At 64.5% G+C, this 19,534-nt stretch carries 16 protein-coding genes; 11 read left to right on the top strand and 5 right to left on the bottom strand.

The genetic code is table 11. The features are described 5' to 3' along the window. Positions 1 to 187 precede the first annotated feature (187 nt). The 4 genes from AC1D08_RS09790 (at position 188) to AC1D08_RS09775 (ending at position 5,386) form a co-directional block, all read left to right on the top strand. Positions 188 to 2,599: a GcvT family protein gene (locus tag AC1D08_RS09790; protein WP_457151463.1), complete on the top strand. Its 2,412-nt coding sequence runs from the start codon at positions 188 to 190 to the stop codon at positions 2,597 to 2,599. A gap of 9 nt (positions 2,600 to 2,608) precedes the next feature. Next, on the top strand, positions 2,609 to 4,162 hold the full coding sequence (locus AC1D08_RS09785; protein ID WP_457151477.1) for a trimethylamine methyltransferase family protein: 1,554 nt from the start codon (positions 2,609 to 2,611) through the stop codon (positions 4,160 to 4,162). A gap of 98 nt (positions 4,163 to 4,260) precedes the next feature. Then, positions 4,261 to 5,016, top strand: a complete 756-nt coding sequence (locus tag AC1D08_RS09780) for a bestrophin-like domain (RefSeq protein ID WP_477302077.1) — start codon at positions 4,261 to 4,263, stop codon at positions 5,014 to 5,016. A gap of 55 nt (positions 5,017 to 5,071) precedes the next feature. Further along, a complete protein-coding gene (locus AC1D08_RS09775; protein ID WP_095087016.1) occupies positions 5,072 to 5,386 on the top strand; it encodes a ferritin family protein in 315 nt (104 codons plus the stop codon). Between the two features lie 43 nt (positions 5,387 to 5,429). Here the strand turns inward: AC1D08_RS09775 and AC1D08_RS09770 are convergent, their stop codons facing one another. Then, positions 5,430 to 6,455, bottom strand: a complete 1,026-nt coding sequence (locus AC1D08_RS09770) for a LacI family DNA-binding transcriptional regulator (RefSeq protein WP_457151982.1) — start codon at positions 6,453 to 6,455, stop codon at positions 5,430 to 5,432. Positions 6,456 to 6,653: 198 nt separating this feature from the next. On the opposite strand from AC1D08_RS09770, the gene AC1D08_RS09765 reads away from it, so the two are divergent. The 5 genes from AC1D08_RS09765 (at position 6,654) to AC1D08_RS09745 (ending at position 11,629) form a co-directional block, all read left to right on the top strand. Further along, a complete protein-coding gene (locus AC1D08_RS09765) occupies positions 6,654 to 7,688 on the top strand; it encodes a Gfo/Idh/MocA family protein (RefSeq protein WP_477423023.1) in 1,035 nt (344 codons plus the stop codon). After that, entirely contained in the window at positions 7,688 to 8,593 is a 906-nt protein-coding gene (locus AC1D08_RS09760) for a sugar phosphate isomerase/epimerase family protein (protein WP_206073730.1), read from the top strand. The genes AC1D08_RS09765 and AC1D08_RS09760 overlap by 1 nt, the downstream gene beginning before the upstream one ends. Before the next feature lie 105 nt (positions 8,594 to 8,698). Next, a complete protein-coding gene (locus AC1D08_RS09755) occupies positions 8,699 to 9,706 on the top strand; it encodes a substrate-binding domain-containing protein (protein ID WP_095087028.1) in 1,008 nt (335 codons plus the stop codon). Between the two features lie 85 nt (positions 9,707 to 9,791). Further along, positions 9,792 to 10,589 (top strand): ATP-binding cassette domain-containing protein, encoded by a 798-nt coding sequence (locus AC1D08_RS09750; RefSeq protein ID WP_095087031.1) that lies wholly within the window; start codon positions 9,792 to 9,794, stop codon positions 10,587 to 10,589. Next, entirely contained in the window at positions 10,586 to 11,629 is a 1,044-nt protein-coding gene (locus tag AC1D08_RS09745) for an ABC transporter permease (RefSeq protein WP_457151979.1), read from the top strand. Before AC1D08_RS09750 ends, AC1D08_RS09745 begins: the two co-directional genes overlap by 4 nt. 57 nt (positions 11,630 to 11,686) lie before the next feature. Here AC1D08_RS09745 and AC1D08_RS09740 read toward each other — a convergent pair whose 3' ends face one another. Next, the gene (locus tag AC1D08_RS09740) at positions 11,687 to 14,350 is read right to left on the bottom strand and encodes an ATP-dependent helicase (protein ID WP_457151978.1); all 2,664 of its coding nucleotides are present in this window, start codon (positions 14,348 to 14,350) and stop codon (positions 11,687 to 11,689) included. Positions 14,351 to 14,431: 81 nt separating this feature from the next. Further along, positions 14,432 to 15,463 carry a DUF2059 domain-containing protein gene (locus tag AC1D08_RS09735; protein WP_457151977.1) on the bottom strand — a complete coding sequence of 344 codons (1,032 nt, stop codon included), beginning with the start codon at positions 15,461 to 15,463 and terminating at the stop codon, positions 14,432 to 14,434. Between AC1D08_RS09735 and AC1D08_RS09730 the strand changes: the two genes are divergently transcribed. Next, positions 15,450 to 17,765, top strand: a complete 2,316-nt coding sequence (locus AC1D08_RS09730) for a glucose/quinate/shikimate family membrane-bound PQQ-dependent dehydrogenase (protein WP_457151976.1) — start codon at positions 15,450 to 15,452, stop codon at positions 17,763 to 17,765. The two genes, AC1D08_RS09735 and AC1D08_RS09730, sit on opposite strands and share 14 nt — an antisense overlap. 30 nt (positions 17,766 to 17,795) lie before the next feature. On the opposite strand, the gene AC1D08_RS09725 is transcribed toward AC1D08_RS09730, so the two are convergent. Continuing rightward, complete coding sequence (locus AC1D08_RS09725; protein WP_457151975.1) at positions 17,796 to 18,230, bottom strand: hypothetical protein; 435 nt, start codon at positions 18,228 to 18,230, stop codon at positions 17,796 to 17,798. A 9-nt stretch (positions 18,231 to 18,239) separates the two neighbouring features. Beyond that, positions 18,240 to 18,395, bottom strand: coding sequence for a hypothetical protein (locus AC1D08_RS09720; protein WP_457151974.1), 156 nt, complete (start codon positions 18,393 to 18,395; stop codon positions 18,240 to 18,242). Between the two features lie 257 nt (positions 18,396 to 18,652). Between AC1D08_RS09720 and AC1D08_RS09715 the strand changes: the two genes are divergently transcribed. Further along, entirely contained in the window at positions 18,653 to 19,528 is an 876-nt protein-coding gene (locus AC1D08_RS09715) for a dienelactone hydrolase family protein (RefSeq protein ID WP_477413526.1), read from the top strand. Positions 19,529 to 19,534 lie beyond the last annotated feature (6 nt).

Here is a 19,534-nt window from a genome sequence, read left to right as displayed (position 1 = left end):
TTGCGTGACAGCGCGCGCAATGCCCCGTCGGGTTCTTCACACGCCGATAATAACCTGTGGTCGCACCAAAGAATTGATCACTCCCTTCTAGCTCAAGTCGACAAAGCGTGGTGTGCGTGCATCGTACTAGACACATATGTCCAGTGCGTATATGGTGCAGCCTTCGGACTAACCGGGGAGGGAAGCCTTGAAGTCGCACTACCGCGCAGTCGTCATCGGGGGTGGCGTGGTCGGAGCCTCGGTGCTCTATCATCTGACACGGTTCGGCTGGAGCGATGTGGCGCTGATCGAGCGAGCCGAACTGACGGCCGGTTCGACCTGGCACGCGGCGGCCGGGTTCCACGCGCTCAATGCCGATCCCAACGTCGCGGCGCTGCAGGACTACACCATCAAGCTCTATCGCGAGATCGAGGCCGAATCCGGCCAGGACGCGGGCCTGCACATGACGGGCGGCGTCAACATGGCCAGCGATCCCCAGCGCTGGGAGTGGCTGAAATCGGCCTGGGCCGTGTTCCAGTCGGTCGGCATCGAAACGGCTCGCCTGGTGACACCGGAAGAGATCAAGGAGATCTGCCCGATCGTCGATGTCAGCGACGTGCTCGGCGGCCTCTATGATTCCAACGAAGGCCATCTCGACCCTTACGGAGCGACGCATGCCTATGCCGGCGCCGCGAAAAAGCGTGGTGCCGACGTGATCCTGCGCAACCGCGTGGTCGCGTTGAAGGCGCGTGCCGACGGGCACTGGGATGTCGTCACCGAGCAAGGCACGATCGTGGCCGAGCATGTCGTCAACGCCGGCGGGCTATGGGCAAAGCAGCTCGGCCGCATGGCCGGCGTCGACTTGCCGGTGACGCCGATGGAGCACCACTATTTCATCACCGAAGACATTCCGGAGGTTGCCGCTCTCGACAAGGAACTCGGTCTTGCGGTCGATCTCGACGGCTTTTCCTACCTCAGGCAAGAGCGCAAGGGCGTGCTGCTCGGCGTCTACGAGCAGAACCCGAAGCACTGGAACATGGATGGCGCGCCATGGGATTACGGCATCGAGCTGATCCCGGAAGACATCGACCGCATCAGCCCGGAACTGTCCAAGGCCTATGAGCGCTTTCCGTGCCTGAGGACGGCCGGCATCCGCAAATGGGTCAACGGCGCCTTCACTTTCACCCCCGACGGCAATCCGATCGTCGGGCCGGTGCGCGGGCTGAAGAATTACTGGCTTGCCTGTGGCGTCATGACCGGCTTCAGCCAGGGTGGCGGCGTCGGCAAGTCGCTGGCCGAGTGGATGATCTATGGTGAGCCGCAGGCCGACATCTTCGGCATGGATATCGCCCGCTATGGCGCCTTCGCGGCCAACCGCGAATATCTCAGGCAGACGACGCGCCAGTTCTATTCGCGCCGCTTCGTCATGACCTTTCCCAATGAGCGGCTACCCGCCGGCCGGCCGCTGAAACGCCCCGGCGCCTATGACGGCATGACGGCGGCGGGATGCGAATGGACGGCGTCCTGGGGTCTGGAAATCCCGGCCTATTTCGCACCGATGGGGTTTCGCGAGAACACGACGCTGCGGCGTTCCAACGCCTTCGACATCGTCGGCGACGAGGCGGTGCAGGTTCGGCGTGCCGCCGGTCTCGTCGATATCTCGGCCTATGCGCGTTATGCGGTCTCGGGGCAAGGGGCCGAAGCATGGCTTGACCAGTTGCTTGCCTGCAGGCTGCCGAAGCCGGGACAGGCGAGGCTGGCGCCGATGCTCGGCCATGACGGGCGGCTGAAGGGCGACCTCACGGTCATCAACTGGGGTGGCGGCGACTATTGGCTGATGGGCTCGTACTATCTCAGGGAATTCCACATGCGCTGGTTCGAGAGCCATGCGGCGGAGGGGATCACTGTCACAGACCTTTCCGACACGATGAGCGGCTTCCTGCTGACCGGGCCGAATGCACGCAAAATCCTGGCGCGCACGACGCATCAGGACGTGTCGGGCGCGGCACTGCCGTTCATGGCCTGCGGGGCATTCGACATCGGTATGGTGCCCGCGCGGGTTGCCCGCCTTTCGATCGCCGGTGAGCTCGGTTTCGAGATCAGTTGTCCGGTCACCATGCATGCCAGCTTGCGCGAAACGCTGCTGGCCGCCGGCGAGGATCTCGGCCTTGCCGAGATCGGCTATTACGCGCTGAATGCGCTGCGGCTGGAGAAGAGTTTCGGCATCTGGTCGCGTGAATTCACCCAGGGCTACACACCCGATCAGGCCGGTCTCGACCGGTTCATCGCGTTTGGGAAGGGTGACTTCACCGGTCGCGAGGCGGCATTGAAACAGCGGGAGGGCGGCAGCGGCCAATGCCTGGTGACGCTGGAGATCGATGCCATCGACGCCGACGCCAGCGGCTTCGAGCCGGTCTGGCATCAAGGCCGGCGCGTCGGCTTCGTCACTTCGGGCGGCTATGGCTATACTGTCGGCAAAAGCCTGGCGCTGGCGCTCGTCGATCGTGATTTCGCAGGCGAGGGCACCGCGCTCTCGATGCATGTCGTCGGCACGGAGAGGCCGGCGCGCGTCATCGCGGCCTCGCCCTACGACCCCGAAGGCAAGGCGATGCGGCAATGAGGAGGATTTCTGATGGATGACGCGGCACGTGACAGCAGGCGCGAGCGCCGGCGTGGACGGACGGGCGAAGCCGGCTCGGAAACTAGCCGCCGCCCCAATTACCGTTCGCTGAGGAACCCGTTCCTGCCGCAGCCGATCTTTTCGGATGATCAGGTTGCCGCCATCCACGACACGGCGCTGCGCGTGCTGGAAGAGCTCGGTATCAAGGTGCTGTTGCCGCAGGCGCGTGAACATTTCGCCCACGCCGGCGCCCTGGTCGATCCGGACACCGACATGGTGCGCATCGGCCGCGATATGGTGACGGCGGCACTGGCCTCGGCGCCGAAGTCGATCCATGCTCATGGCGGTGCTCACACTCGCGATCTGACGCTCGAACTCGGCTCGATGACTTTCCTGGCCGGATGCGGGGCGCCGAACGTCACCGATCTCGAGCGCGGCCGGAGGCCGGGGACGCTGGCCGATTTCGAGGATCTGATACGGCTGGTGCAGCATTTCGACGTGCTGCATATGCTGGGACCCTGCATCGAGCCGCAGGACGTCGACAACCGCTTTCGCCACTATGCGGTCAACCGTGCCCAGCTGACGCTCTCCGACAAGCTTCCGTTCGTCTTCGCGCGCGGCACGCCGCAGGTCGAGGACGGCTTCGAGATGCTGCGGTTGGCGCGCGGCCTGTCGGAGGACGAATTCCTTGCCGGCGCGCACTGCTACACCGTCATCAACACGAACTCGCCGCGCCAGCTCGACATCCCGATGGCGCAAGGCATCATCGATTTCGCCAGGGCCGGGCAGATCTCCGTCATCACGCCCTTCTGCCTGGCGGGCGCGATGGCGCCGATCACGGTCGCCGGTGCGCTGACGTTGCAGCATGCCGAAGCGCTGGCGGGACTGACGCTGGCGCAGATCGTGCGGCCCGGTGCACCAGTCGTCTACGGCTCCTTCTCCTCCAATGTCGACATGAAATCAGGCGCGCCCGCCTTCGGCACGCCGGAGCATGTCAAGGCGACGCTGGGCGCCGGCCAACTGGCGCGTTTCACCGGGCTGCCATGGCGGTCCGGCGGCGGCAGCGCGGCCAACATTTCGGACGCGCAGGCGGCGCACGAGACGCAGTTCGCGCTGTGGGGCTCGGTGCTGGCCGGGGCGACGATGTGCATCCATGCCGCCGGCTGGCTGGAAGGCGGCTTGAGCGTTTCCTTCGAGAAGCTGGTCACTGATATCGAGGCGTTGCAGACAGTGGCTGAACTCTGCGCCCCGACGCCCGGCGACAGCGATTCCATCGGCTTCGAGGCAATCGCCGAGGTACAGCCGGGCGGTCACTTCTTCTCGGCCGGCCACACCATGGCGCGCTACCGCACCGCGTTCTACGAACCGCTGGTCGCCGACTGGTCGAATTTCGGCAATTGGACGCAAGGCGGGTCGAAGACCGCGAGCGAGCGCGCCACAGGTGTCTGGAGACGGGCGCTGGCCGATTTCGTACCGCCGGAATCGGCTATCGCGACCGCCGGCGTCCTCGACGCGTTCATCGCCCGGCGCACGCAAGAGGGCGGCGCAGCACCGGTGTCCTGAGGGCGGGAGCAGTCGCGCAAGACGCGCGACGCAGCTTTCGCGACGTGATCGGTGCCGGGGTCATTGGCAATCGGCGCATCCCGTGCAGAAATGGGCGCATGCGCGAAGCTTTGATCGCAGTGATGATCTTCCTGTGCCTGACAGCGGCGCCGCTGGCCAGCATGGCGATCTGGCCCAGGCTGCCGGTCAGACATCGCGACGAAGATACGAACAATGTGGTTCGGCTCGCCGCCAACCTGTTTGGGGTCATGACCTCGCTTGTGCTCGGCCTGATGATCAACTCGGCCAAGAACACGTTCGAATCGATCGATCACAACGTGCACGACTATGCGACGGAGCTGATCCTGCTCGACAGGACCTTGCGCGAGTATGGCCCGGAGACCGACGAGGCGCGCCAGCTGCTGGTCGTCTATGTGCAGAGGGTGGCGGGCGACGCTTCGCCGACTGGTGAAACTCCGGTCGTCGCCAACCGGTTGTCCGAACATCTGCTGACGGAGATCGGCACCCGGCTGAGGGCGCTGGAGCCGGCCGACGCGGCGCACAGCGCCCTTCTGCAGGATGCCGGTCAGCGCCTGCAGAAAGTGGTGGAGTTGCGATGGATTCTGATCGAGCAGTCGGAGGGCACGATCCCTGCGCCGCTGATCGCCATGCTGGTTGCGTGGCTGGTGCTGATCTTCGCCAGTTTCGGGTTCAGGGCACCGCGCAACGCCATCACGGTTTCGACCTTCGTGGTTTCGGCAGTGCTGATTGCCGGTGCGATCTACCTCATCCTGGATATGGACATACCGTTCTCCGGCCCGATCCAGATTTCGCCGGCGCCCCTGCAGAGGGCATTGGCGGAATTGCAGCGATGATACGGAACCGGCGTCGATCCCGGGCATTCTGTGAGATGGCTCCACGGAGGACGACATGGGATTCGACCAGTATCACGAACCGCCTGAAGAACTGTCGCAGAAGGTACGGACCTTTGCCCGCATGATCACCTCGCTGATCGAGGAGGCGGAGGCGATAGGCTGGTACGAACAGCGCATCTCGGTGGAGAAGGACCCTCAGGCCCGCGCCATCATGAAGAACGCGCAGGGCGAGGAGTTCAAGCATTTCGGCATGGATCTCGAATTCCTGTTGCGCCAGAAAAAGGATTGGCGGGCGGAACTGAAGGAAATCCTGTTCACCACCGGCGACATCGTCAAGGCCGGCGAGAGGGGTGAGAAGAAGGTGGATTGAGGCCTGATAGGTCGCGACTGATCTGGCTCTGCTTTCGGCCAGATCAATCGCTGTCGCGCGCCACAAGCTCCAGCGGCCAGACCTCGCGCATGATCCGCGGACCCTCCGGGCCGGCGAAGGCCGGGATCGAGGCCAGCAGCATTTCGGCGAGCCGCTGACCCATCGGCTCCAGGGCCGGGCGGAAGGCTGTCAGCGCCGGCGAGAAGTAACGGCAGAGCGGTGTGTCGACGATGACGGTCACCGCCATGTCGTGGCCTGGCCTGATCCCCATTTCGGCCAGCGCCTTGCAGCCGCCAAGCGCCATCGCGTCGTTGTTGAAGATGATAGCGGTCGGCGGATCCTTGGAGCGCATGACCTGCGGCGTCACCTCGTAGCCGCCGGCCTCGTTGATGAAGCCGGACGCGATCAGCTCGGGGTCCACCTCGATGCCGTGCCGCCGCAAGGCCTTGCGATACCCGTCGAGGAACAGGTAGCTGAAATTGAGATCAAGCGACGGGCGGATGGCGGCAATGCGGCGGTGGCCGCGCGCCACCAGGCGGTCGACTGCGTCGGCACCGGCCTTTTCGAAATCGAGGTCGAGCGAAGGGTAGGACTTGGCCCCGGAGCGGCTGCGACCGAGCGTGGCGAACGGGAAGCCGGCCTGGGTGAGATAGTCGATGCGCTCGTCCTCCCGCCGCGTCCAGGCCAGCACCACGGCATCGGCGCGGCGCGTCTCGACGACACGGCGCAGGCGTTCCTGCTGGTAGTCGCCCGGCGCGCCCATGACCACGATCAGGTCGAGCCCGCTCTCGGCAAGTTTCGCCTGCAGCCCGATCAGGAACGGAATGAAGAACGGCTCGCCATATTGCTGGTCGCCCGGATGCGGCTGCAGCATGAAGGCGATCGAATGGGTGGCGCCCTGCCGAAGGCTGCGGCCGGACTGGTTCGGCGAATAGTTCAGCGTCCTGGCCGCCTCGAGCACGCGCTGGCGCGTGTCGGCGTTGACGTCGGCGCGGCCGTTGAGGGCGCGCGACACGGTGCCGATCGAAATGTTCAGGTGACGGGCAAGGTCATGAATGCTGGACGCCAAGTGACTGTTCTCCCCCTTGCTTGGCTAGCACCGGTAAGCGCTCAGGCCAAGGCGACAAGACAATTTTTTGCGAGCGGCCAATTGACATTCTACACCTTCGGGTGTGTTCTCGTAAACGTTTACGGAAAAACGTTTACGGCCATGCCGTGAATGCCGTGACGATCGGTCTGGAGGGACCGAGCGGAGGAGGAGTGCTGGATGATCAATGTCGTCCTGGCCGGCTGCGGAGCGATGAGCAAGCAGTGGCTCGATGCCGTGAGGCAGATCGACGGGCTTTCCGTTGTCGGCCTTGTCGACCTCGACGCCGACAGGGCGAAGGCGAGGGCGCGCGAATACGACCTCACCAGCGCCGTCACCGGCACCAGCCTCGACGCGGTGCTCGACCAGACCAGGCCGGACGCGGTGTTCGATGTGGTGGTTCCCGCCGCCCGGCGTGAGGTCGCGTTCTCGGCCTTTGCCCATCATTGCCATCTCCTGACGGAAAAGCCGCTCGCCGACAGCCCCGAGAATGCGCGCGCCATCGTCGAGGCCGCGCGCCGGGCCGGGCGTATCCATGCCGTCGTCCAGAACCGCCGCTACGTCGCCAATGTCAGGCGTATCCGGCGCTTTCTCTCTTCCGGCGCCATCGGTGCCGCGACCAGCATCCATGCCGACTTCTTCGTCGCGCCGCATTTCGGCGGCTTTCGCGAGGAGATGGCCCACGTCCTGCTGCTCGACATGGCGATCCACACCTTCGACGCCGCCCGCTACATGGTGAATGGCGAGCCGGCCGGCGTCTACTGCCAGGAATGGGAGCCGGCGAGTTCCTGGTACCGGCAGGGATCGTCGGCCAGCGCCGTCTTCGATCTCGGCGGCGGCAAGGTCTTCACCTATGCCGGCTCCTGGTGCGCCGCCGGCTTCCGCACCAGCTGGGAGAGCACATGGCGCATCGTCGCCGAGCGCGGCAGCCTGGTCTGGGACGGCAGCGACGAGTTGAAGGCCGAGGTCGTCCTGCCAGCCCGTGAAGGCCTGTTCGACCGCACCGAGCCGATCACCGTGCCGCCGCTCGATCCCGCCGACCGCGTCGGCGGCCATCTCGGCATCATCCAGGATTTCATGCGCGCGATCGAGACCGGCACCGAGCCGGAGACGCGCGGCGCCGACAACATCAAGAGCCTGGCCATGGTCTTCGGCGCTATCGAAAGCGCCGAGACCGGGCGCCGGGTGACGATCTCTTCGCAGGAAGGACAGTGATGCCAAACCCGCTTCTCGACATCAGGATCGGCACCATGGTGCGGGCCAATCTCGATGACCCGGCCGCCTATATCAAGGCGATCCTGCCGCTCGGTTTCGAGTGCATCCAGCCCTTCTTCTGGCAGACGCTGGGCGGCAAGGATCTGCCGCGGCTTGCCGGCCAGATACGCGAGGCGATCGGCGATGCCGACGTCACGGTCTCCTCGATCGGCGTGTTCGGCAATCCGCTGGAGAGCGGCGACGTCGATCGCGGCGTGCTCCAGGCCTGGGAAACGGTGATCGACAACGCGCATCTGTTCGGCACGTCGATCGTCAGCGGCTTCACCGGCCGCCTCCGCGGCAAGCCGTTGCCCGACAGCCTGCCACGCTTCAAGGAAGTCTGGGGTCCGCTGGCCAGGCGCGCCGCCGACAAGGGCGTGCGCATCGCTTTCGAGAATTGCGCCATGGACGGCAACTGGGCTGGTGGAGACTGGAACATCGCCCACAATCCGGATGCCTGGGAGCTAATGTTCAATGAATTGCCAGACGACAATCTCGGCCTCGAATGGGAGCCCTGCCACCAACTCGTCTACCTGATCGATCCCCTGCCGCAGATCCGCAAATGGGCGCCGCGCATCTTCCATGTCCACGGCAAGGACGCGACGGTGCGCTGGGATGTGATCCGCGAACACGGCGTGTTCGGCCGGCTGCCGTTCGTACAGATGCGCACGCCGGGCTTCGGCGACAGCGACTGGACGCGGGTGATCAGCGAACTGCGGCTGGCCGGCTACAAGGGCGCCATCGACATCGAAGGCTGGCACGATCCGGTCTATCGCAACGAGCTGGAGATCACCGGGCAGGTACGTGCCCTGGACTATCTGAAGCAATGCCGGGGAGGTGCCAGCTACCTGCCTAACCCGGTGTGAGAGCGAGCCGGCGGGAGGTGCCGGCTGGCCAAGATTGCGGCGCACTGCCGAAGCGATCGTCGAAAACCCCTCGGCCTAGCCAGGGAAAAAAGGGAGGATAAGTGCATGAGCATGACGATGAGAAGGACACTTCTGCGCTCGACCATCGTGGCCGCCGCCACGACGCTCGCCGCTGCGATCTCGACCTTGCCGGCGCAGGCGCTCGACGCCCAATGGTGCAAGGACGTCCACATCCGTTTCTTCGTCGGCGGCGCCGAGGGCGACGCCTTCGGCACCATCGTCTACAATGGCGCCAAGCAGGCGGCAGCCGATCTCGGACCAAAGGTCGATTACATCTTCTCCGGCTGGGATGTCGAAAAGATGGTGCAGCAATTGCGCGAGGCGGTCGCGGTGAAGCCAGGCGGCATCGCCATGATGGGCCACCCGGGCGACGCGGCGATCATGCCGCTGGCCGAACAGGCGCATAAGGACGGCATCAAGATGATGTACCAGAATGTGCCGGTGCCGACGGTGACGGCGGCGTTCGGCGGAGGCTATGTCGGCGCCCAGCAGGAGCAGCAGGGCCGCGCGCTCGGCGCCGAGGCGTTCAAGCTGGCCAAGCTGAAGGCCGGCGACAAGGCGATCATGATCGGCCCGTTCGAGAATGAGAGTCGGGGCGCGCGCGAGCGTGGGACAGTCGCCGCGCTGAAAGAGGCCGGCATCGATGTCATTCAAATCAATTCTCAAACCGAATGGGCAGCCGATCCGAATCTCGCGATCCCGTTGATCACCGCCGCGTTGCTCAACAATCCCGACGTCAAGGCGGTCGGCTATCCCGGCGGACAGATGCTCGGCAATGTGCCGACATACATGCAGGCCGCAGGGAGGAAGGCCGGCGACATCTTCAACTTCGGCTTTGACACCAGCCCGCAGATCGTCGAGGCCTTCAAGGGCGGCTGGGTACAGCTGACGGCCGACCAGCAACCGTTCCTGCAGGGCTATCTGCCGATCCTCAGCCTCTGCCAGCAGGTGGTGCTCGGTCTGGCGCCGATGAATGTCGACACCGGCGCCGGCTTCGTCACGGTTGAAAATTACGAGATCGTCGCCGAACTCGCCAAGCAGGCACTGCGCTGACCTCCCAAGCTGCCGGCCGGGGCTGAGCCCGGCCGGCAGGACCGCCGGCAGAGACGCTGGCAGCGACAACAGAGGTGAGGATCCGATGGCCGAACGCATCATCGAACTGCGCGATATCAGCAAGTCCTATGGCCAGGTCTATGCACTGGGCGGGGTCAATCTCAGCGTCGATCGGGGCGAAGTGGTCGGCCTGATCGGCGACAATGGCGCCGGTAAGTCGACGCTGATCAAGATCCTGTCCGGCGTGGTCAGGCCGACCAGCGGCGAGATTCTCGTGCGCGGAAAGGCGGTGACGGGATGGAGCGCGGCGCGTTCGCGCGACGCGGGCATCGAGACGGTGTTCCAGGACCGGGCGCTGGCCGTGCAGCAGACGATCGTGCGCAACATCTTCATGGGCCGAGAACTCACCGGCTTCCTCGGCTGGCTGAAGGTCAACAAGGAGATCGAGGAAGCCAGCCGGCTGATGCGCGAGATCGGCTTCACCTCGAAAGTGTTCACGCCGCAGTCGATCGTCGGCCAACTGTCGGGCGGCGAGCGCCAGGGCGTGGCGATCGCGCGCGCCATCTACAAGCAGGCGGAACTGATCATCCTCGACGAGCCAACGACGGCGCTGTCGCTGACCGAAACCGCCAAGGTCTTCCATTTCGTGCGCCAAGTGCGGGCGAGCGGCCGCTCGATCCTGTTTATCGGCCACAACATCCATCATGTCTTCGACATCGCCGACCGCTTCGTGGTGCTCGATCGCGGCAAGGTCGCGCTCACCGCCGACCGCAGCGAGGTCAAGTCGGCCGAGGACCTCATCAACTTCATGGAGGATGTCGCACATCCCGGCGGGCTGGCCGGGTTGCACGACACCGGCGACGCCGAGAGGGCAGTGCGATGAGCAAGACCATGGAACCCGATCTGCACGAGCCGTCCACCGCCATTCCCAGCCCACAGAAGGAGTGGAGACACCCATCCGATCAATGGCTGCGCGGCTTCATCCTCGACAATCGTGCTTCGCTCGGCACGCTCGGCGTGTTCATCGTCATGATGGCGGTGTTCATGATCGCCAACCCGACCGTGTTCACCACCTGGTATCTCTACAGTTCAGTGCTGACCACGCTGCCGGTCGCGCTGTTCGTGGTGGTGCCGCTGGTCTTCGTCGTTACCTGCGGAGAGATCGACCTGTCGTTTCCGGCGACGATGGGTTTTGCCTCATGGGTCTTCGCGCTGGTCGTGCAGGCCGGCTACGATCCGTTTCTCGGCATTGCCGCGGCGCTCGTCACCGGCATACTGCTCGGCTTCCTGGTCGGCTCCCTGGTGGTCTATGGCGGGCTGTCGTCGCTGATCGCCACGCTCGGCATGAATTTCCTGCTGCGCGGTCTGATCCAGATCATCAACGAAGGCAAGTCGATGGCGCTGACCAACCTTGCCGACAGCTGGGCCTATAAGATTTTCTCCAGCCAGGTTTATGGCATCCCGGTGCAGATCTTCTGGGCCATCGCCTTCGTCGTGCTGTCGGCGATGCTCTACAACCGCCATCGCTTCGGCGCGCAGGTGAGGGTGGTCGGCGACAATCCCGATAGCGCCCAGCAGATGGGCATCGACGTCAAGCGCGTGCGGGTGAAAGTGTTCGTCTTCGTCGGCATTGGTGCGGCGATCGCCGGCACCTTCTCGGTGATGATCAACTTCACCTGGTGGCCGACCGCCGGCGACGGCTATCTCTTGCCGGTGCTGGCATCGGTGTTCGTCGGCGGCACCCCGACCTGGGGCGGCATCGGCACCGTCGTCGGCGGCGCCATCGGTGCGGTCACCGTGTCGTTCATCCAGACCGGCGTCGTGGCGGCGGGCCTGAGCGGCTTCTATGTGCAGTTCTTCAACGGGCTGATCATCATCCTGTCGCTGCTCGGCCACAAATGGAACCAGGCGCGGTATCGGTGAGGGGTGGAGATTTTTGGCTGGGGCGGTCGCTTGTAGGACAACGGGACAAGCGGGCGCTCAAACCGCCGCGACAAACCCGTCCAGCACGCGCTTCTGGCCGGCCTTGTCGAAGTCGATGGTCAGCTTGTTGCCTTCGATGGCGGAAATGTTGCCGTTGCCGAATTTCTGGTGGAAGACGCGATCTCCGACGCTGAAGGCGGATGGCGTATCTGAGACGGATTTGGCGACCAGCTCACCGTCGATGGTGCGACCTTTGACGCTGGTGCGGCCGGCGCCGTAGCCGGAGTCGGTCTCGCCATAGCCGATGCGCTCGACCTGATGGCCGGAGCGCGAGCCCCAGTTGCGGTCGGTCGCTTCAGTGCGGTTTTGTTGCGCGCGCTGCCAGCCCGGCGTCGCATAGGTGTTGGAAAAGGCACCGGATTTTTCCGTATTGGCGCCGACATTGTCGAAGCGCGAGGCGCCATAGGGATTTTGCCGGCCACCGCGACCGGAGGCGAAAGAACCGCCGCCATAGGAATTGCCATAGCCGCCATAGGAATTGCCGCTTTCGGCGACATCGACATGGGCTTCCGGCAGTTCTTCGAGAAAGCGCGACGGGATGGTCGACTGCCACAGGCCATGGATGCGACGGTTGGAGACGAACCACAAATGCAGGTTCTTCTTGGCGCGGGTCAGGCCGACATAGGCGAGCCGGCGCTCTTCCTCCAGCCCGGAGCGGCCGCCTTCATCGAGTGCGCGCTGGTGCGGGAACAGGCCTTCCTCCCAGCCGGGCAGGAAGACGGTCTCGAATTCGAGACCCTTGGCCGAATGCAGCGTCATGATATTGACGGCGTCGAGCTCGGCATTCTGCTCGGCGTCCATGACCAGCGCCACATGCTCGAGGAAGGAGCGCAGCGATTCATACTCCTCCATGGAGCGGATCAGCTCCTTCAAATTCTCCAGCCGGCCGGGCGCTTCGACCGAGCGGTCGTTCTTCCACATGTCGGTGTAACCGCTCTCTTCCAGAATGGTCTCGGCGAGTTCGGTGTGCGGCGTGGTCTCCAGCGCCTTCTGCCAGCGCTCGAAATTGGCGGCGACCTCGCGCAAGGCGGCGCGCGGCTTCGGCTTCAACTCGTCGCTTTCGGCGAGCTTGGCGGCGGCTTTCAGCATCGGCACGCGCAGCGCGCGCGCCGTGTCGTGTATCTGGCGGATGGTGGTTTCGCCCAGCCCGCGCTTCGGCACGTTGACGATGCGCTCGAAGGCGAGGTCGTCGGCGCCTTGCGCGACGACGCGGAAGAAGGCCAGCGCATCGCGTATCTCCATGCGCTCGTAGAAGCGCGGACCGCCGATGACGCGGTAGTTGAGGCCGAGCGTGACGAAGCGGTCCTCGAACTCGCGCATCTGGAACGAGGCGCGGACCAGAATGGCCATGTCGTTGAGATTGTGCTTCCGGCGCTGGTAGGCCTCGATGGTCTCGCCAACGGCGCGGGCTTCCTCCTCGGAATCCCAGGCGGCGTGGACATGCACCTTGTCGTCCTCGGGCTCGTCGCGGTCGGTGAACAGCGTCTTGCCGAAGCGGCCCTCATTGTGGGCGATGAGGTGGGAGGCAGCCCCCAGGATATGCGCGGTGGAGCGGTAGTTGCGTTCCAGGCGGATGATGGTGGCGCCCGGAAAATCCTTGTCGAAGCGCAGGATGTTGTCGATCTCTGCGCCCCGCCAGCCATAGATGGATTGATCGTCGTCGCCGACGCAGCAGATGTTGACTTTGTTGTCGCTCACGGGCTGTTCCGCGCCTGCCGGCGCGGGCCCTCCGCGGGGGCCTCGCAACGGCTCGGACGGACGGTCGTCCTTGCGGCCTTCGGCCGACTGCAGACCGGCGGTCGACGAAGATTGGCGCGACGGTTGCGGCCGCTGCGCCAAAAGCCGCAGCCACATGTACTGGGCGGTGTTGGTGTCCTGATATTCGTCGACGAGGATGTATTTGAAGCGCTTGTGGTATTCCTTCAGCACATCCGGATTGGCGCGGAAAATGCGGATCGGATGGCACAAAAGGTCGCCGAAATCGCAGGCGTTCAGCGTCTGCAGCCGCGCCTGGTAGGCCTTGTAGAGTTCACGGCCCCGGCCGTTGGCGAAGGCGCGGGCGTCGCCCTCTGCGATGTCGGCCGGGCCTTGTCCCTTGTTCTTCCAGCCGTCGATCATCTGGGCGAACTGCTTGGCCGGCCAGCGCTTGTCGTCCAGGCCCTCGGCCTGGATCAACTGCTTGATCAGCCGCACGACATCGTCGGTGTCGAGGATGGTGAAGTCGGAGCGCAAACCGGCAAGCTCGGCGTGTCTGCGAAGCAGCTTCACTCCAATCGAGTGGAAGGTGCCGAGCCACGGCATGCCTTCGACGTTGCCTTCGCCGATCAGGATGCCGATGCGCTGCTTCATCTCGCGCGCGGCCTTGTTGGTGAAGGTGACAGCGAGGATCTGCGAGGGGAACGCCTTACCGGTGGCGAGGATGTGAGCGATGCGCGTGGTCAGCACCCGCGTCTTGCCGGTGCCGGCGCCGGCCAGCACCAGAACCGGGCCTTCGGTGGTTTCCACCGCCAGCCTCTGCTCGGGGTTCAGCCCCTTCAGATAGTCCGGCGCATTGTTGTGGCCGCTGCGGGCAGCCATGGCGCGCGCGGCAATGCCCGACGGGGCCGCGGGCCGCGCATTGGGTTCATCGAAAAAGGGCATGTCTTCGGAAAAGCCGGACATCTCCCCCGAATGTAGTGATTCGGCGGCGAAAGGCCAGAAGTGTCTACGTTTTGTTCCGCTAAAGTGCCCGATATGGGCTGTTCAGGCCTTGCGATAACCGAGGGCGACGAAAAATCGATGTCCGAACGAGCGCGCCTCGTCCGTCATCACGGCGCCGAGAGCGACCTGCATCTGGTCGTAATAGTGGCTGCCGGCGGGCGATGTCAGGAAAGTCTGGTAGAGCTTGAGATCGTCAAGCGGCAGATCCCGGTAGATGTAGGCCACCGATGCCATGACGTCCGTTTCGATGTCATGGCGAAGTCCTTCGGATCGCTGACGCAGCAGGGCCATGATCTGGTCGTCGGGCAGGGGCTTTCCGGCCGCTCCCAGCATCTCGGAAAGCATTGCATAGCCCATGTTCAAGGCCACGGCTTCTCCGGTGTCGACAGCGCTGAGATCGTCCACGAGCTTCTTGTACAGTGCGAGCCGAGCCGGATCCCTGGATGGAAGTTCGCGCAGGATCTTGGGACCTTCGATCGTCTTGCGTTGCCTTTCTTCCGGAGTTGAAGCCTGGATTTCCAGTGCCGTGACATGTTTACCGAGGGGCGACGCATAGAACGAGGCCAGGTCGGACAATTCACTGGCGGGCAGTTTGTCCGCCATTCGCGCTTCGATGGCTGCCTCCATCTTGTTCGCGTCAAAGGCGCCTTCCATGGCCGCCGCCAGGGCGTCCTGGACTTTTTGCGGCGGCGTTTCCGGCGCCGATTTCACGGCTGCGATGAAACCCGGGCCGATAGCCATCAGCATCTCGTGAAAGCCGTTCGCCTTGTTGATCTCATGCAGCGTCTGCGCGGGCGCAGCCACGGCGACAGAGACAAGGCAACAGAGTGCAAGCATCAGGCGCGTCAGCGGCGGAACGAACGACGTCATTTGCTTGCTCCTGCGGAGAGATGATTGAGACTGCTGGAAAACCCGACCGCAGGCAAGATGGATTGCCACCTTGGCGTGTGCGTCGCCTTGACAGGCGGGGCAGGCGGGAGAAAGCTGTGCGGAGGGCAGGAACGGGTGCATCGGGCTGTCCTTGGGCGTCGCAAAACGCAACAGTCGAAGGAGTATCATCTTGGCTGTCACCATCACCTCCCTCATCCTTTTCCTGATCGGTCTGGTGCTTGGCGGCGGCGGCATCCGCTTGGCTTCGCTGGGCGGCAGCTGGTACTATATTATCGTCGGCCTCGCCTTCCTGATCGCCGCCTGGCTGCTCTACCGGCGCCGGTCCACCGCGCTGTGGCTCTACGCGGCGATCGTGATCGGCACGCTGGCCTGGGCAGTCTGGGAAACCGGCTTCGACTGGTGGGAACTCGGCCCGCGCGGCGGCATCATCGTGCTGGTGGCGCTGTGGCTGCTGACGCCGTGGGCGCGGCGGGGGATTACCGGCCCCGACGCACGCGCGCCGCTGATCCTTGCCGTGCTGGCGTCGCTGGCGGTCGCCGGTTATTCAATGACAGCGGATCCGAAGGACATTGCCGGCGAGCTCGACACCGACAAGGTGATCCCCAATGCCAATCTCGGCAACGATGTGCCGGCCGGTGAGTGGCACTATTACGGACGCACACAGTTTGGCCAACGCTATTCGCCGCTCGACCAGATCACGCCGGACAATGTCGCCAAGCTGCAGCCTGCCTGGACCTATCGCACCGGCGACGTGAAGGGGCCGGACGATATCAGCGAGACAACGTATCAGGTGACACCGCTGAAGATTGGCGACACGCTCTACATCTGCACGCCGCACAATTTCGCCATCGCGGTCGATGCGGTGACCGGTAAGGAGAAATGGCGCTACGATCCCAAGATCAAGCTCGACAAGGATCGCCAGCACCAGACCTGCCGTGGCGTGTCCTATTATGCCGATGCCGCCATCGCCGCCGGCCAGCCCTGTGCAACCCGCGTCTACCTGCCGACCTCGGATGCGCGGCTGATCGCGCTCGACGCCGCCAACGGGCAGGTCTGTCCGGCCTTCGCCGAGGGCGGCACGCTGAACCTGCTGACCAACATGCCCTATCCGAAGTCGGGCTATTACTATTCGACCTCGGCGCCGTTGGTATCGGGCGGCAAGATCATCGTCGGCGGGGCCGTCAACGACAATTATTCGACGCAGGAGCCGTCCGGCGTCATTCGCGCCTACGATGTCAACACCGGCGCCCTGGTGTGGAACTGGGATTCCGGCAATCCGGACCAGACGACGCCGCTGGCGGCGGGCCAGACCTATACCGCCAACTCGCCCAACATGTGGTCGACGCCGAGCGCCGACGAGAAGCTCGGCCTGCTCTACGTGCCGCTCGGCAACCAGACCCCGGACCAGCTCGGTGCCGGGCGCAGCGACAATGTCGAGAAGTTCTCGTCCTCGATCACCGCGCTCGACCTCAACACCGGGCAGTTGCGCTGGGTGCGGCAGACCGTGCACCACGACCTCTGGGACATGGACGTTCCGGCGCAGCCGAGCCTGATCGACATCACCAAGGCCGACGGCACGGTGGTGCCGGCGCTGGTCGGGCCGACCAAGCAGGGCGACCTCTATGTGCTTGACCGCCGCACCGGCGAGCCGGTGGTTGCGGTCAAGGAAGTGCCGGCGCCCGGCGGCGCCGTCGAGGGTGACCACAGCGCGCCAACGCAGCCAGCGTCGGACCTCTCCTTCAATCCGAAGCCGCTGACCGACGCCGACATGTGGGGCATCACCATGTTCGACCAACTGGCGTGCCGGATCGAGTTCCAGGGCCTGCGCTACGAAGGCCGTTACACGCCGCCGTCGGTGCAGGGGTCGCTAATCTATCCCGGCAATTTCGGCACCTTCAACTGGGGCGGCGTCGCGGTCGATCCGGTGCGGCAGGTACTATTCGGCATGCCGACCTATCTGGCTTTCAAGTCGCAGCTCATTCCGCGCGATCAGGTGCCGCCGCCGGATGAAGGGCGCGGCAGCGAGCAGGGGCTGAACCGCAACGAGGGCGCGCCCTATGCGGTGGTGATGGGACCGTTCCTGTCGCCGCTCGGCATTCCCTGCCAGGCGCCGCCCTGGGGCTATGTCGCGGGTGTGGATTTACGGACCGGCACCATCGCCTACAAGCATCGCAACGGCACCGTCTACGACATGACGCCGCTGCCATTGCCACTGAAGGTCGGTGTGCCGGGCATTGGCGGACCGATGATCACCGCCGGCGGCGTCGCCTTCCTGGGTGCCGCGGTCGACGATTATCTGCGCGCCTATGACCTGACATCGGGCAAGCAGCTCTGGCAGGCGCGGCTGCCGGCCGGCGGGCAATCGACGCCGATGACCTACACCGTCGCCGACGGACGCCAATTCGTGGTCATCGTTGCCGGCGGCCACGGCTCGGTCGGCACAAAGCCGGGCGACTTTGTTATGGCCTACGCGCTGCCGAAGTAGGGGAGACTACTGTCTTGACGGATCGACGCCTCAGCTGATCCCGAGATGGCTCTTCAGGCTGGGCACCGAGCCCAGCACCTCGTTCGTCAGGTCCGGGCCGGCGGCGGCTTCGGCTTGCTGGATCAGCGTCGCGCCCGCCTTCTGGATCTGCGCCATGTCGAGGCCGGATGCCTTCAGCGCCGCAATACCGTTGACCAATGCGCCGGCTTTCTCGCCGAGAACGCCGCCAAGCGCGCCCTGCAGCGAGGACAGAAAGCCGCCACCGCCGGCTGGGGCGGTGGCCATGACGTCATACTTCTGGGCCAACGCATCGGCGCCGGGGATCTTGGCGAAGAATGAGGAGGCGCTGGTGCCTTCCGCTTCGTGCTCGAGCACCGAGAAAATGGTGCCAACGACCTTTTCCGTCGTCGCCTGGTCGAGACCCGCCTTCTGCGAAACAGTGTTCACGATGTCCTGTACGTCCATGACTTCACCTCAACCCTGGGTTTTCGTGTTTGCCGGATGGCGCTGATGGCTGCGGACCTTGATCATGGACCTTCGACTTGCGGCAACGATCGTCGCGCGCAACGCTGGAATGGCGGTCGCGGCAACCAGGAAGGCGGCTGCCAGGATTGGCGAGGGCATGGTCATCGGCGTCTTTCCTTTCCAGATCGGGCCTTTCAGATCAGGAACCGTGACCGCGCCAAGGCGCGGCCGACGTCTGTCAGTGTCCCCCACTATTGTGGCAGCGCCATCAGGATTTGTGGCCGATGACCAAAACGTGATGATGCTGGAAGTCTCCAGGGCATTCGCGAGGGAGGACGAGGTGTCACCGAGCCGTGACTGGACGACAGGAGCCTCGCCCCTATCTTGCGAACGATGCCAAAGCGGATCGAAGGAGCGCGCCCATGACGAAACCAGCCATCACCCAGGCTATGATCGACGCCTATGATGAATACACCCATCTGACGCTCGACCGCCGCCGCTTCATGGAGCAACTGACCCGGCTTGCCGGATCGGGTGCTGCCGCCGCCGCAATCGCACCGCTGCTGGCGGCAAATTCGGCGCAAGCGGCAATCGTCGCCGACAACGATCCACGCGTGAAGGGCGAGGACATCACATATGCCGGCAGCGGCGGCGAGATGAAGGGCTATCTGGTCAAGCCGGCGAGCCAGTCCGGCAAGCTCGGCACCGTCATCGTCATCCACGAGAACAGGGGGCTCAACCCGCATATACGCGATGTGGCGCGGCGCGTCGCGCTGGAAGGGTTTGTGGCGCTGGCGCCGGATTTCCTGTCGCCGCTCGGCGGCACGCCTGACGACGAGGACAAGGCGCGCGACATGTTCGCCAAACTGGATTCCGCGCAGACCGTCGCCAACGGGGTGGCAACGGTCGCTTTCCTCAAGGCCGAAAAGGACGGCAACGGCAAGGTCGGCGCCGTTGGCTTCTGCTGGGGCGGGGGCACGGCAAACATGTTGGCGGTCAACGCGCCCGATCTCAGCGCCTCCGTCGCCTATTACGGGATGCAGCCGAAGGCCGCCGATGTGTCGAAGATCAAGGCTGCACTGCTGCTGCACTATGCCGGGCTGGACGAGCGCACCAATGCCGGCATCGACGCCTTCAAGAAGGAGCTCGACGCCGCGCATGTCGAATACACGGTGTATGTCTATGAAGGCGCCAACCACGCCTTCAACAATGACACCTCGGCGGCGCGCTACGACAAGAAGGCGGCCGACCTCGCCTGGGGGCGCACGATCGCTTTCCTCAAGGAGAAGCTGGCGTAGAGCTTT

The organism is Mesorhizobium sp. P2_E6 (assembly GCF_056403835.1).
This window is presented reverse-complemented; position numbering and strand designations above follow the sequence as displayed.